Source organism: Flavobacterium davisii, from assembly GCF_042182265.1.
Lineage (GTDB): Bacteria > Bacteroidota > Bacteroidia > Flavobacteriales > Flavobacteriaceae > Flavobacterium > Flavobacterium davisii.
The window spans coordinates 3,042,399-3,057,352 of sequence record NZ_CP097869.1 but is presented as its reverse complement, the minus strand read 5'-3'; the positions used below and the strand labels follow the sequence as shown (position 1 = coordinate 3,057,352).

General features: G+C 31.6%; 10 protein-coding genes. 5 read left to right on the top strand and 5 right to left on the bottom strand.

Annotated features, from left to right (window positions below):
* Nucleotides 1-52 precede the first annotated feature (52 nt).
* Both NAB20_RS13105 and NAB20_RS13100 read left to right on the top strand, forming a co-directional pair.
* The gene (locus NAB20_RS13105; protein ID WP_088394533.1) at nt 53-409 is read left to right on the top strand and encodes a hypothetical protein; all 357 of its coding nucleotides are present in this window, start codon (nt 53-55) and stop codon (nt 407-409) included.
* A 2-nt stretch (nt 410-411) separates the two neighbouring features.
* Nucleotides 412-846: a hypothetical protein gene (locus NAB20_RS13100; protein WP_127822844.1), complete on the top strand. Its 435-nt coding sequence runs from the start codon at nt 412-414 to the stop codon at nt 844-846.
* 642 nt (nt 847-1,488) lie between these two features.
* On the opposite strand, the gene NAB20_RS13095 is transcribed toward NAB20_RS13100, so the two are convergent.
* The 5 genes from NAB20_RS13095 to NAB20_RS13075 all read right to left on the bottom strand — a co-directional run bounded on the left by NAB20_RS13095 (nt 1,489) and on the right by NAB20_RS13075 (nt 8,205).
* On the bottom strand, nt 1,489-3,060 hold the full coding sequence (locus NAB20_RS13095; RefSeq protein WP_088393218.1) for a YdiU family protein: 1,572 nt from the start codon (nt 3,058-3,060) through the stop codon (nt 1,489-1,491).
* An 18-nt stretch (nt 3,061-3,078) separates the two neighbouring features.
* Nucleotides 3,079-3,441: a DUF1304 domain-containing protein gene (locus tag NAB20_RS13090; RefSeq protein ID WP_105196569.1), complete on the bottom strand. Its 363-nt coding sequence runs from the start codon at nt 3,439-3,441 to the stop codon at nt 3,079-3,081.
* A gap of 281 nt (nt 3,442-3,722) precedes the next feature.
* Nucleotides 3,723-4,229: a DUF421 domain-containing protein gene (locus NAB20_RS13085; RefSeq protein WP_105196568.1), complete on the bottom strand. Its 507-nt coding sequence runs from the start codon at nt 4,227-4,229 to the stop codon at nt 3,723-3,725.
* Nucleotides 4,229-5,599 (bottom strand): 30S ribosomal protein S6--L-glutamate ligase, encoded by a 1,371-nt coding sequence (gene rimK, locus NAB20_RS13080; protein WP_105196567.1) that lies wholly within the window; start codon nt 5,597-5,599, stop codon nt 4,229-4,231. Before rimK ends, NAB20_RS13085 begins: the two co-directional genes overlap by 1 nt.
* 59 nt (nt 5,600-5,658) lie before the next feature.
* Nucleotides 5,659-8,205 (bottom strand): ATP-dependent Clp protease ATP-binding subunit, encoded by a 2,547-nt coding sequence (locus NAB20_RS13075; RefSeq protein ID WP_375605238.1) that lies wholly within the window; start codon nt 8,203-8,205, stop codon nt 5,659-5,661.
* A 261-nt stretch (nt 8,206-8,466) separates the two neighbouring features.
* On the opposite strand from NAB20_RS13075, the gene gyrA reads away from it, so the two are divergent.
* From gyrA to NAB20_RS13060, 3 genes are all read left to right on the top strand, one after another.
* Entirely contained in the window at nt 8,467-11,025 is a 2,559-nt protein-coding gene (gyrA, locus tag NAB20_RS13070; RefSeq protein WP_105196565.1) for a DNA gyrase subunit A, read from the top strand.
* Nucleotides 11,026-11,043: 18 nt separating this feature from the next.
* Nucleotides 11,044-12,321, top strand: a complete 1,278-nt coding sequence (locus tag NAB20_RS13065) for a hypothetical protein (protein WP_375605237.1) — start codon at nt 11,044-11,046, stop codon at nt 12,319-12,321.
* Between the two features lie 1,066 nt (nt 12,322-13,387).
* Nucleotides 13,388-14,647 (top strand): aminotransferase class I/II-fold pyridoxal phosphate-dependent enzyme, encoded by a 1,260-nt coding sequence (locus NAB20_RS13060; RefSeq protein WP_088394928.1) that lies wholly within the window; start codon nt 13,388-13,390, stop codon nt 14,645-14,647.
* The last annotated feature ends 307 nt before the right edge of the window (nt 14,648-14,954 follow it).

Sequence of the window (14,954 nt, the reverse complement as noted above, 5' to 3'; positions counted from 1 at the left end):
ATTATTTATTAATAGTAAAAAAATTAAACAACTAATCTAAAATAAATATTAAATGTACGAATTACTATTTTGGAGATACAAAGAGGAAGTTTATCTTAACAATCATGAAGTTTATGAAAAATTGTTAGAAAACAAATTAATTGAAGGTCTAGAAGAACTTCCCGTTACGATTATTTTGAGTCGTATATCAAATGTGTTTGCTAAATGGGAAAAAATAGACTCCATGAGTTTTAAAAATACAACAGGAGTTGGAGCGTTTCATATAAAAATAACGAATCAAAGTCTATTGATAAATTGTTACGGTACAAAAGGAACTGACATGGATAAACTGTGTCAAATTATGGATGAATTTAAATGTCCATTATACGATCCGCAAGTCCCTGTGCGATATGATGAATTTGCTGAGTAAAGATGAAAATTAATCCAAAAATAGGAATTGATCAATTGGTTTTCGGGATGAAACCCAATGATGTAGTAAAGTTGTATGGACAACCCAACAAAGAATTTAAAGATGAAGAAGAAAACTTAATTTACCTTTATAATGAACAAAAATGGCGTTTGACATTTTATGAAGAAGAAGAATTTCGTTTGGGATATATTATTTCATCAAATCCCAATTTGTTATTATTTGATCAAACAATCATAGCAAAACCTATTCATCTAATTCAAGAATTACTGAAAGCCAAAAATTTTAAACCATTAGAAATAGAATCGTTTGACTCGGTTGATAATTATTTTAACGAATCAAATTGGATGATTTTTCAAGTTGAGTACAATCAAGTAATCCGTTTTGAATTAGGAGCTGTATTTAATGATAGTTCGGATGAATTTGATTGGAAATTTTAAGGATGATAAAAAAACATTTTAGTAATAAAACGGTTTAAAGAGCACTAGTATACTAAACCCCATAGGAGAAATTACATTATCAATGTTATGTAATTTCTCTTTTTAACCCAGATTCTGTATTAGACTTGGTTGTGAAACAAAATTTTTAAATAAATTCAAGTGCTCACGGAAAATTTTAGAAGAAGAAATAGTGAACTATTTTGATGATTAAAATTTGAGTACGTGCTTGAATTTGAGGAAAATAAAGTTGAATAGATTTACTTCGTCTATTCGCTACGCTCGGGTCTAATGCGTAATCTGGGTTTAATGGTATGATTTAAGATCTTTGAGGTTTTTAACCCCGATTTCAAGAAAGTATTGTTCTTTGAGAAATGAGAGCTAATTTGCATTTGCGAGCGAAGCCTTTGTAAAAAGTGCTGAAATGTAAAAAAGCCTCCATTTGGAAGTCCTTTGAGACAATCAATGATCAAACACTATGTTATCTCGTATAGAATAATTTTAGCTAAGTTGGATAGAGTTACGTTATAGATTTTGCGATGAAGATAAAATAATTAAAATTTTGTTCTAATATAATTTTTGAAAAAAAATCGGTTTTATACTTCCATTCTATTTTGGAAGTATAAAACCGGAATTATTAAAAAATTAAGAACTACAAGATAATTGAGAGCAGCCTATTTTTTCTTTTGCCCAATCGGGTCTTTTAGCAAACCATTTTTCATATTCTGGTTGTTCATCGTATGGATGTTGTATTACTTGATATAGCTCTTCTAATAAACTATAGTCTTCTAAATCAGATTTTTCTATTGCTAGTTGAACCATGTAATTCCTAAGGATATATTTTGGATTTACTAAGTTCATATTTTTTCTTCTTTCTTCATTAGAAAGAGACTCTAAATTAATTCTATTCAAATAATTTTCAAACCATACGAACCATGAATTTTCATTTTCAGGAGTATTATTTGCTACTTCGTAAAAAGCATCTTGTATGACTTGAAAAGCATCTTGTATCGTTTTTTCTTTTGAAATATTGCCTAACAATCGAAAAAATATAGTATAATCTGTTTCTTTTAATTGTAATAAATTAACTAATTGGTAGATTAATTCGCGATCAGAATCATGAGTTTGTATAAGACCTAATTTTTTTCGCATCATATTGATATAGTCATTTTCGTACTCATTTTCATATTCATGAAGTATTTCTTCTAAGTCTTTTGTTTCATTGATCAAAGGATATAAGGCATTTGCTAGTTGATATAAATTCCAAAGAGATACCTGAGGTTGATTACCAAAAGCATATCTATGCTGATGAGAATCGGTAGTATTAGGAGTCCAATTAGGGTTGTAGTCTTCTAACCAACCGTAAGGGCCATAATCAATAGTAATACCGTGAATAGACATATTATCTGTATTCATAACTCCGTGTACAAAACCTACTTGTTGCCAATCTGTGATTAATTTTCGTGTTAATTGAGCAACTGTTTTAAAAAAAAGGATATATGCTTCTTTTCCTGTTTTTTTAATTTCAGGAAAATAATGTTTGATGGTAAAATCAGTTAATAATTGTAAATTTTTTAAATCATTTCGAGCGGCAAATAATTCAAAATTTCCAAATCGAATAAATGAAGGAGCAACACGGCATACAATAGCCCCTTTTTCATAAGCTGGGTTTCCGCTGTATAGAATATCTCTTAGTACATCATTACCTGTTGTTATGATGCTAAGTGACCGAGTAGAGGCAATACCTAAAGCATTCATGGCTTCGGCACATAAATATTCTCTAATGGAAGATCGTAGTACAGCTAAACCATCGGCATTTCTTGAATAAGGTGTTTTTCCAGCTCCTTTTAATTGAAGTGTATATTGTTTATTGTTAATTTCAATTTCAAATAAATTAATAGCACGGCCATCTCCTAGTTGACCAGCCCAGACACCAAATTGATGACCGCCATAACACATTGAAAATGGGGTAGTTTCAGGATATATTTTTTTTCCAGAAAAAATAGATATAAAGTCCTCTGATTTTAGGTCATTTATTGAAAGACCTAATTCTTTAGCAAAAAGAATGTTTACATGTACTAAACTGGTTTTTTTTGGATAAGTAGGGGTTGTGTATGAAAAAGCAGACTCAAATACTTTTCGAACTGTATTTTCGTTAATAGGATCAGCCGGTAGTTCCTTTGTAAATTTATTTTTAATTGAAAATGATAAGGACATATAAAATTTAAAAAAGGATTAACTAAATAAGAGAGTAATTATTGCTAGTAATGCAGGAATTGTTTGTACAAATAAAATGCGTTTAGATACTGTTAAAGCACCATAAATGCCCGCAACAGCTACACAACCTAGAAAAAATAGAGCAATATTTTCAAACCATTCAATGTTTTTTATTAAGAGAGACCATATTAACCCAGCAGCTAAAAAACCATTATATAAGCCTTGATTTGCAGCTAGAGTTTTGGTAGGTTCGAATAGGTTTTTAGGAATGGTTTTAAATACTTTAGGAGCCTTTGTAGTCCAAGCAAACATTTCAATCCATAGGATATATATATGAATGAATGTTATAAAAAGAATAATAGTTTTGGCTAAGATTAACATAGTTGATTTTTTTATAAATTGTAATATTTTAACTGTTTTTTGATAGATTTGATATTGATAATTAAGTCGTTCTAGATAAAAATAACTTTGCCTTTTTTACTCTTAATTTAGTAGAATTAGATCTACCTGAAAAAGCTGTATATCTTTTATCTTCTTTACTTTTTTATTTCGATTATTAAGTTTAGCACCTAATCTGATTATAATTTATTAAAATTATATTACATGCCAAATGATTATTTATTTTTTTATTGAGGGAACTCGGATTTTAGGTATTTTATAGATTAAAGCATGGACTTGTGTATGTGTTTACGTTTATGTTTAGTTTGGACTAAATTATTTTCTCCAGAAATGACACTGATATTTCCATTTGTTTCAAACATTGCAAGTTTAACATTGTCAAAATGTTCAATACCATGTTCTCGTACGGCTTGTTCTAATTCTTCTAAAGTTATTCCTAAACGTGTTAATGCTTTATAATCAGTAATTCCGTCATGTATTAATATTTCGGGTTTATTTGTCATCAAGTTTTTGATCGTACTTGATTTTATCATTGCTTTTTTAAAAATGAGATTAATTATAAAAAGTGCTAAAGCTGCTGTTAAGCCCCCTGAAAGAGAAGTGTCACTTCCTACCATTGCATTTTGCACGGAATTACTAATTAGTAAAATTAGAATAATATCAGCTGTATTAAGTTGTGAAAGTTCTTTTTTTCCAAATAATTGAAGGGCAATTATCATGAATAAATAAACAGATGCACTACGTATTATGATATCTAAAAAAGCGTTCATCATTTAATTTTAAAATTTTTTTCAATCGCCTTTATCATTTCACCTGCAATATCTTTATGTGTAGCACCTTCTATGCCTTCTAGACCTGGAGAAGAATTTACTTCTAATAATAGAGGTCCTTTACTGGATCGAATAATATCTACTCCAGCTACCTTTAAATCCATTGCTTTGGCTGCTTTAATAGCTATTTTCTTTTCAGCAGCAGTTACTTTAATTACAGATGCACTTCCTCCCATGTGTATATTGGCTCTGAACTCTCCAGGGGCTGCTTCTCTTTGCATGGCAGCTACTACTTTACCATCTACAACAAATAGACGTAAATCTTTACCATTAGCCTCTTTGATAAATTCTTGTACTAAGATGTTAGCATTTAAACTTTTAAATGCGTTGATAACTGATTCAGCTGCTTTTTTTGTTTCCGCTAATACAACTCCTTTTCCTTGTGTACCTTCTAATAATTTTATTATTAAAGGGGAGCCACCTACCATTTTGATTAAATCATTTGTGTCTAAAGGGGAATTGGCAAATCCTGTGGTGGGAATGTCAATGCCACTTTGTAGTAATAATTGTAACGAAAATAATTTATCTCTAGATTGCGTAATAGCTGCTGCGGAGTTAAGAGTAAAAACTTTCATGGCTTCAAACTGCCGAATTAAAGTACAACCATAATACGTAATACTTGGTCGAATGCGCGGAATAACGGCATCAAAATTGTCCAAAACACGTCCTCCTCGATAATGAATTTCGGGTGTTGTGGCATCCAATTTAATATAACATTCTTTAATATTTAAAAATTCCATTTCATGTCCACGCATTTCACCTGCTTCCATGATTCGGCAATTACTATATAAATTAGGATTACTAGCTAATACGGCAATTCTCAGTTTAGCACTGGATTCTTTATTAACATGATAATGAGATTTTATTTCATCAAAAGAGGGTTGTCCTAAAATGTATTTTTCTTCAGGATCTACCATCATTTTTCCGACCATAGCCTCACGTCCTAAAAGCATACGGAATCCCATAGAGTCTCTATTTGCTAGAGTTACTTCAATAGGAAAGGTTTCATTACCAATGCTTAAGTTTGTTTTAATGACATAACGTTGTTCTCTATAGCCGCTAGAGCTTTTTACAATTCTTTTATCTATTAATTTAGCTTCGCAATGTCTAATTATTTTAACATTACCTTGAAGCGGATTAACATCAAACTTAACCCAATTTTCTCCATTTTTAGAAAAAGGAGTAATATTTGTAGCGTGCATAGCCGATGTTTTGGCTCCAGAATCGACTCTTGCTTTAATATAAGGAATTTCTAACTCAGGAAAAGAGCACCATTCCTCGCTTCCAATAATATCTTTTTTAGATGACATACTTTTAAATAATCAAAATAAGATAACAATAAATAATTATTTTCGAATAAAAAAGCCTACTAGTCTGTAGGCTTTTGAGATTTTTTTACTTGAATTTTTAATTCTTGTGAACCACTGTCTAAATCCATCTCAATTATATCTCCTTCATGTATTTTAGAGGTAATAATTTCTTCTGCTAGAGCATCTTCTATATATTTTTGAATGGCTCTTTTTAAAGGACGTGCACCAAACTGTTTATCAAAACCTTTGTCTGCAATAAAAGCTTTAGCTTCTTCGGTTAATTGTAATTCATATCCTAATTCTTTAATGCGAGCATATAATTTTTGTAGCTCAATATTAATAATTTTATCGATGTCTTCTTTTTCTAGAGCATTAAATACAATAACATCGTCAATTCTGTTTAAGAACTCAGGCGCAAATGTTTTTTTCAATGCTCCTTCAATAACGCCTTTAGCATGATCATCTGCTTGTGCTTGTTTAGCCGCAGTGCCAAAACCAACACCTTGACCAAAATCTTTTAGCTGACGAGCTCCTACGTTAGAAGTCATAATGATAATTGTATTTCTAAAGTCAATTTTTCTACCTAAGCTATCTGTTAAATACCCATCGTCTAACACTTGTAGCATCATGTTAAAAACATCGGGATGTGCTTTTTCAATTTCATCTAAAAGGACTACACAGTAGGGTTTGCGTCTCACTTTTTCAGTTAATTGTCCTCCTTCTTCATATCCTACATATCCTGGAGGTGCTCCTACTAAGCGAGAGATAGCAAATTTTTCCATGTATTCGCTCATGTCAATTCGAACCAAAGCTTCTTCAGAATCAAATAATTCTTTAGCTAAGACTTTTGCTAATTGTGTTTTACCAACTCCTGTTGAGCCTAAGAATATGAATGAGCCTATTGGTTTGTTAGGATCTTTTAACCCAGCGCGGTTACGTTGTATAGCACGTGCAATTTTTTTAACAGCATCTTTTTGGCCTATTACTTTTTTGTCTAATATTTCTGGTAAATGAGCCAATTTGTTACTTTCAGTTTGGGCAATACGGTTTACAGGAATCCCTGTCATCATAGACACAACATCAGCAACGTTGTCTTCTGTTACACTTATTCTATTGTTTTTAGAATCTTCTTCCCATTGTTCTTGAGCTATTGCTAATTCTTTTTCAATGCGTTTTTCATCATCTCGTAATTTGGCTGCTTCTTCGTATTTTTGACGTTTTACGACCGTGTTTTTTAGTTCACGTACTTCGTCTAATTGACGTTCTAAGTCTAAAATTTGTTTTGGAACATCAATATTGGTTATATGCACACGAGAACCAGCTTCGTCTAAAGCATCAATGGCTTTATCAGGAAGAAAACGATCGCTCATATAACGTTCCGTTAATTTAACGCAAGCTTCAATTGCTTCCGATGTAAAAATTACATTGTGGTGATCTTCATATTTTCCTTTGATATTATTTAGGATAGTAATAGTTTCTTCAATAGAAGTTGGGTCTACAATAACTTTTTGAAAACGACGCTCTAATGCACCATCTTTTTCGATGTACTGACGATATTCATCTAAAGTAGTAGCGCCTATACATTGTATTTCTCCTCTTGCAAGAGCTGGTTTAAACATATTAGAGGCATCAAGTGATCCTGTTGCTCCACCTGCTCCAACAATGGTGTGAATTTCGTCAATGAAAAGAATGATGTCATCATTTTTTTCTAATTCATTCATAACGGCTTTCATACGTTCCTCAAACTGACCGCGATACTTGGTGCCAGCCACTAATGAGGCAAGGTCTAAAGTAACAACTCTTTTGTTGTATAAAATTCTAGAAACCTTTTTTTGTACAATTCGTAAAGCTAAACCTTCCGCAATAGCTGATTTACCAACGCCAGGTTCTCCTATTAAAAGGGGGTTGTTTTTCTTTCTTCTACTTAAGATTTGTGAAACACGCTCTATTTCTTTTTCACGCCCTACTACGGGATCAAGTTTACCTTCTTCAGCCATTTCTGTTAAATCACGTCCAAAATTATCTAAAACAGGTGTTTTTGATTTTTTATTTGATTTATTGGCAGGGTTAGAAGGATTACCTTGACTAAAGCTGTCATCTTGTCTTGAATCATCACCATAAGATGATTCATTTTTAGGAAAATTGTCTTGAAAATCTTCTTCGTTTGGCATCATAGTTAAATATTGTTCTTTAGCTGTATCGTAATCAATTTTGAGTTTGTGTAATAACTTTGTTGTAGGATCATTTTCATTACGTAATATACATAAAAGCAAATGAGCCGTGTTGATTGTTGTGCTTTGAAAAACTTTGGCCTCTAAAAATGTAGTTTTTAAAGCCCTTTCAGCTTGTCGCGTTAGATGCAAATTTTTTTTATCATTACCTAAAGTAGTATTAGGATTTGTAGGGCTTAATATCTCTACTTTTTTGCGTAAGTGCTCTAAATCAATAGAGAGGTTGTTTAAAATATGAATGGCAGAACCGTTGCCATCTCTTAAAATTCCAAGCATAAAGTGCTCAGTGCCAATAAAATCATGGCCTAAACGCAATGCTTCCTCTTTACTGAAAGTAATTACTTCTCTAACTCTTGGTGAAAAATTGTCATCCATATCTTACAGTTATTAGTAATTGTAAATTTAATGATTTATAAATGGAATTGCAAAAAACATTCCATTTCACTTCTACTGTCAGGCTAAAAGACAAAAAAAAAATGAATGCAACAAGTATTGTAATAGGTATTTATTAACGAATAAAAGATGTTTGTTTGTTAATAAAAAAAAAAAATAACCCTTTATTTAGTATGCCTAAAATCAGATAAATGTGTATATTAGCGCGTTTGTAAAAAATTTGATAAATTAACGTAAATACTTATGTCTGAGGGAGAAAAGTTAATTCCAATTAACATTGAAGACGAAATGAAATCAGCTTACATTGATTATTCGATGTCAGTTATTGTGTCAAGAGCGTTGCCAGATGTTAGAGATGGTTTGAAACCTGTACACCGTCGCGTGTTATTTGGAATGCATGAATTAGGAGTTTTTTCTAATAGACCACATAAAAAATCAGCGAGAATTGTAGGGGAAGTGTTAGGTAAGTATCATCCACACGGGGATTCTTCTGTATATGATGCTATGGTTCGTATGGCGCAAGATTGGAGCTTACGCTATTTAATGGTAGATGGTCAGGGTAACTTTGGATCAATAGATGGAGATAGTCCAGCGGCTATGCGTTATACAGAGGCTAGAATGAAAAAGTTCTCTGAAGAAATGTTAGCTGATATTGATAAAGAAACAGTTGATTTTCAATTAAACTTTGACGATACTCTAGAAGAACCCAAAGTAATGCCTACTAAAGTACCCAATTTACTTGTAAATGGAGCATCTGGTATTGCTGTTGGTATGGCTACTAATATGGCACCTCATAATTTATCGGAAGTCATAAATGGAACTTTGGCTTATATAGATAATAACGATATAGAAGTAGATGAATTAGCTACTTATATTAAAGCACCTGATTTTCCAACAGGAGGGGTTATTTACGGAATGGATGGAGTACGTGAAGCCTTTAAAACAGGACGTGGTCGTGTCGTAATGCGTGCTAAAGTTGGTTTTGAGGAAGTAGAAGGACGTGAAGCAATTGTTGTAACCGAAATACCTTACCAAGTAAATAAGGCAGAAATGATTAAAAAAACGGCTGACTTGGTAAATGATAAAAAAATTGAAGGTATAGCCACCATACGTGACGAATCCGATAGAAACGGTATGCGTATTGTTTATATTCTAAAAAGAGATGCCGTACCTAACGTTGTATTAAACACCTTATATAAGTATACACAATTACAGTCTTCATTTAGTGTAAATAATATAGCATTAGTTAACGGAAGACCTCAGCTGTTAAACTTAAAAGAATTAATACATTATTTTGTAGAACATCGTCATGATGTTGTTACACGTCGTGCACAGTTTGATTTACGTAAAGCAGAAGAAAGAGCTCATATTTTAGAAGGCCTTATCATAGCCTCTGATAATATAGATGAAGTTATTGCCCTTATTCGTTCTTCTAAAGACGGGGAGGAAGCTCGCGGTAAATTAATAGAACGATTTAACCTTTCTGAAATTCAAGCCCGTGCTATTGTAGAAATGCGTTTAAGACAGTTAACAGGTCTTGAACAAGATAAATTACGTGCAGAATACGAAGAAATTATGAAGTTGATAGCTGAATTAAAAGCGTTATTAGCAAGTAAAGAACTTCGTATGGATCTAATTAAACAAGAATTATTAGAGATTAAAGAAAAATATGGTGATGAACGTCGTTCTATAATTGAGTATTCAGGAGGTGATATGAGTATTGAAGACTTAATTGCCGATGAACAAGTGGTTATTACGATATCACATGCAGGTTATATAAAACGTACGCCGCTGTCGGAATACAAAACTCAAAATAGAGGTGGAGTAGGACAAAAATCAGCTGGAACTCGCGATCAAGATTTCTTAGAACACATGTATGTAGCAACCAATCATCAATACATGTTATTCTTTACTCAAAAAGGAAAATGCTTCTGGATGCGAGTATATGAAATTCCAGAAGGAAGTAAAGTAGCTAAAGGACGTGCTATACAAAACTTGATTAATATTGAACAAGATGACAAAGTAAAGGCTTTTATTTGTACAAAAGATCTAAAAGATCAAGAGTACATCAATGGTCATTATGTAATCATGGTGACCAAAGAAGGTCAAGTTAAGAAAACCTCTTTAGAACAATATTCCCGTCCGCGTACTAATGGAGTAGCTGCCATAACAATAAAAGATGGAGATGAGTTATTAGAAGCAAAATTAACAACTGGTAATAGTCAAGTTTTAATTGCCGTTAAGTCAGGTAAATTAGTTCGTTTTGAAGAAGAAAAAACCAGACCAATGGGAAGAACTGCTTCTGGTGTAAGAGGAGTAACTCTTGCTGATGAAAAAGATGAAGTAATAGGAATGGTATCTATTGATAGAGATCATGTAAATGATTCTCAAATATTAGTAGTAACTGAAAACGGTTATGGAAAACGTACAAAATTAGTCGATGATGATGGAGAAGATGTGTACAGAATAACAAATCGTGGAGGAAAAGGAGTAAAAACCTTAAATATAACCGAAAAAACAGGTTCACTTATTGCCATCAATAACGTTACAGATGATGATGACTTAATGATTATTAATAAATCAGGCTTAACCATTAGAATGAGAGTCTCTGATTTACGTGTTATGGGACGCGCAACACAAGGAGTTCGTTTGATTAATATTAAAGGAAAAGACTCTATTGCAGCAGTTTGTAAAGTAATGAGAGAAGAAGATGAAGAAGAAATGAATTTAGAATCAGATGAATTACATGATAATTTAACAACAGATCCCCAAACAGGAACTGAATCAGAAAATCAAGAATAATATAAAATTAAGAACAAAATGAAAATAAAGAATTTAGTATTAGTAACTGCTTTGTTTTTGTCAGTCACTACAATTGCTCAAAAAGAGGATCTCAAAGCAGCTGAAAAAGCACTGAAATCAGGAAATCCTACTGAGGCTAAAGCATCCTTAGATAAAATAGACTACATGATTGTAAATTTAGACAATCCAACAAAAGCCCAGTATTATTTTATATTAGGAAACACAAATCTAGAATTAGCAAAAAAAAATATTGAAGAAGGAAAAAATTTAGTAGCCGCTGCTAAAGCTTATAACGAGTTAAAAGCAACAGAAGTTAGTTCTGGAAAAAACAAATATACAGCACAAGCAGAATCCTCTTTGATTGAGGTTAAACGTTTGTTAACCAATAGCGCAATTGCTGATTCAAATGCTAAACGTTACAAAGAAAGTGCTCAAAAATTATACGAAGTATACGGTTTAGATAAAAAAGATACAACAATGTTGTATTATGCAGCAAGTAGCGCCATAAATGCCGAGGATTATGATTCAGCCCTTTCTCATTATAAAATGTTAAAAGATCTGAAATATTCAGGGAAAGCCACTAATTATTTGGCAAAAAATAAATCAAACGGACAGGAAGAAACCTTTGCTTCGATGAAAGATAGAGATTTTTCTGTAAAAATAGGAACCCATGAATCTCCACGAACTGAAAATGTTCCGTCAAAAAGAGGTGAAATAATTAAAAATATAGCTTTAATATTAAATCAAAAAGGGGATCTAGCCGCAGCTAAAAGAGCAGTAGAAGAGGCGATACAAGCAAATCCAGGAGATACAGGGTTGTATACAGCAGGTATGGAAGTGGCATTAAAAGCGAACGATTATCCAACCTATAAAAAATATGCACAAGAAGCTCTAGCAAAAGACCCTAATAATGCTGATTTATTTTATAATTTAGGTGTTATTTCAGGACAAGCAAATGATAAACAAGCAAAAATTGATGCAGAAGGTTATTATTTAAAAGCCATTCAAATTGATCCAAAATATAAAAATGCGTACTTAAATTTAGGTGTTCTTAAATTAGATGGAGAAAAAGAAATAGTAGATCAAATGAATAAATTAGGAACTTCAGCAGCTGATATGAAAAAATATGAGGCCCTAAAGGTTAAAAGAGAAAATTTATACAAATCAGCAATTCCTCATTTAGAAAAAGCTTATGAACTATTCGAAAGTGATAAAGACATTAAAAATACATTGCTAAATATGTATAATGCTCTTGATATGACAGATAAATACAAAGCATTAAAGGCTAAAAATTAAAGTTAATCGTATTAAAAAAACTCCTCAATTTTCGAGGAGTTTTTTTATAAATCAACGTTGTGGTTTTTTTTGTTTGAAAAAATAAACAAAATTCCATGTTAGAAATTTATATTTAAAAGTGACTTTGAATCTAAAAAAGAACCTTGTTTGTTGAGCTCGATTAGTTTTTCCTAAAAGACGGCAATCTTATCATTCATACAAAAAAGAGAAGCTTGAGCCGAAATGAATACGCTAAGCCGAATTGTATAGCACTGATAATGCGATTTCTCCCTTCGATTGAAGAGTAAAGGAATGCGTTAAATGATTAGTTTATAGTTGTTAAATCTATTTTATACGATTTCTTCTTTTTCCTTTTTATCTTCAACAATAAGACCATTAAATGGAATAAATATCAGACCTTTTTACGTGTATACTTCTCCTTACAATCATATACTTTTAACAAAATGTATGGTAAAACCGTAATGATTTTAAATTTCGATATTTTATATTTGTCATACGTTCTTAATCAAGTAAACAAACTAAAATTTTAAACGTATTTTTGATAAAGTAAATTTAGTAACCACACCGTGGTGTTTTTTATAAATACCATCACTTTATCTTTATTTTGTTTTTGGGAGATATAAAATCATCGTTTAAAATTTAAAAAATGGCCATACAGATTTTGTATGGCTATTCTTTTATTGAGCTTAGTATTTTATTTTGAATATTTAACAAAATGTACGGAAAACCCGTGACTAAATAAAACTACAGTTGCTTAAATTTGCAGAGCATTGCTTAGTCAAATAAACATTTTTTTATTTTTAAATGATCTACGCGAGTAAAGATTTACTAAAAAATATTTCGTATTATTTAATTGAGTAGTTTTCTTCTTAACACTTCTTATTTTTAGTAAAACAATACGCTTTATTTCGTTATTTGTTTTTGGGGAATTACATCGATCGTTTAAAATTATCAAGAAAAGTCATACTGTTTAAAGTGTGACTTTTTTTATTTATTGTTCCTCCATTTTTTAATTTAATCGGTATTAATTTATATTTTTGCCCTGATTTTTTAATCTAATAATAAGATGGTAAAAGACTTATTCGAAAGAATTCAAAACAATAAAGGTCCATTAGGAAAATGGGCATCGCAAGCAGAAGGTTACTATGTATTTCCTAAACTTGAAGGCGAACTAGGTCCTCGCATGAAGTTTCATGGTAAAGAAATTTTAAATTGGTCTATTAATGATTATTTAGGATTAGCTAATCATCCTGAAATTAGAAAAATTGATACTGAAGCAGCAGAACAATATGGAGCGGCCTATCCTATGGGAGCTCGTATGATGAGTGGGCATACTGACTTACACGAACAATTACAAGACGAATTAGCTTCCTTTGTTAAGAAAGAGTCAGCTTATTTACTAAATTTTGGATATCAAGGGATGGTATCTACTATTGATGCCTTAGTAACTAAAAACGATGTAATTGTATATGACGTAGATTCTCATGGTTGCATTATTGATGGAGTTCGTTTACACATGGGTAAGCGATTTACCTATAAACATAATGATGTAGAAAGCCTTGAGAAAAATTTACAGCGCGCAACCAAAATGGCTAATGAATTAGGAGGCGGTATTTTAGTTATTACCGAAGGTGTTTTTGGAATGCGAGGACAACAAGGTAAGTTAAAAGAAATTGTAGCTTTAAAAGAAAAATACAAATTCCGCTTATTAGTAGATGACGCACACGGTTTTGGTACTTTAGGTAAAACAGGTGCTGGAGCAGGTGAAGAACAAGGCTGTCAGGATGGTATAGATATTTATTTTTCAACCTTTGCTAAATCAATGGCTAGCATAGGAGCTTTTGTAGCTGGTGATCAAGATATTATTGATTATTTAAAGTATAATTTGCGTTCTCAAATGTTTGCCAAGTCATTACCTATGATATTTACTGTAGGGGCTTTAAAGCGTTTAGAATTATTACGTACTATGCCTGAACTAAAAGAAAAGCTTTGGGAAAATGTGAATTATTTACAAAATGGCTTAAAGTCAAGAGGATTTAATATAGGTGATACAAATACTTGTGTAACGCCTGTGTACTTAGAAGGTTCTATACCTGAAGCTATGGTAATGGTTAACGATTTAAGAGAAAACTACAATATATTTTTATCAATTGTAGTATACCCTGTAATCCCTAAAGGTATTATTTTATTACGTATGATACCTACGGCATCTCATACTATTGCTGATATAGAGGAAACATTAACTGCTTTTGAAGCAATTCGTGAAAAATTAAGCAACGGTACCTACAAAGCACTAGCTGAGGTTAATGTTGAAAATGTATCATAGAAAAGATATAATATTATTTGATTTTAAAAATTACAAATAAAAAAAATAATTTTAAGAAGAAGGTGTTCAAAAAGTAACGACTTAAAAATTTGTCACTCTAAAAGAAAAAGCACCAACTTTTAGGGCTCCTTCTTCTTATATAGTGATACCTTTACACTCCTTAAAAAACTCATTTTTTAAAATAACTTTAGAAAATAATTCTTCAAAATCAAAGTATAGAATTAACCACGTATTAAAGTTAGTTTTTACTCATTATTCCAAGAATCATTCTCCTTTCTCATTTAAACCTAGATGACAACGGTAAATT

Bases quoted from the DNA above. Each gene is read 5' to 3' on its own strand.
- rimK (WP_105196567.1), bottom strand. From the start codon at position 5,599: ATGTCATCTAAAAAAGATATTATTGGAAGCGAGGAATGGTGCTCTTTT.
- NAB20_RS13090 (WP_105196569.1), bottom strand. From the start codon at position 3,441: ATGTTAATCTTAGCCAAAACTATTATTCTTTTTATAACATTCATTCAT.
- NAB20_RS13060 (WP_088394928.1), top strand. From the start codon at position 13,388: ATGGTAAAAGACTTATTCGAAAGAATTCAAAACAATAAAGGTCCATTA.
- NAB20_RS13095 (WP_088393218.1), bottom strand. From the start codon at position 3,060: ATGTCCTTATCATTTTCAATTAAAAATAAATTTACAAAGGAACTACCG.
- NAB20_RS13100 (WP_127822844.1), top strand. From the start codon at position 412: ATGAAAATTAATCCAAAAATAGGAATTGATCAATTGGTTTTCGGGATG.
- NAB20_RS13075 (WP_375605238.1), bottom strand. From the start codon at position 8,205: ATGGATGACAATTTTTCACCAAGAGTTAGAGAAGTAATTACTTTCAGT.
- gyrA (WP_105196565.1), top strand. From the start codon at position 8,467: ATGTCTGAGGGAGAAAAGTTAATTCCAATTAACATTGAAGACGAAATG.
- NAB20_RS13085 (WP_105196568.1), bottom strand. From the start codon at position 4,229: ATGAACGCTTTTTTAGATATCATAATACGTAGTGCATCTGTTTATTTA.
- NAB20_RS13105 (WP_088394533.1), top strand. From the start codon at position 53: ATGTACGAATTACTATTTTGGAGATACAAAGAGGAAGTTTATCTTAAC.
- NAB20_RS13065 (WP_375605237.1), top strand. From the start codon at position 11,044: ATGAAAATAAAGAATTTAGTATTAGTAACTGCTTTGTTTTTGTCAGTC.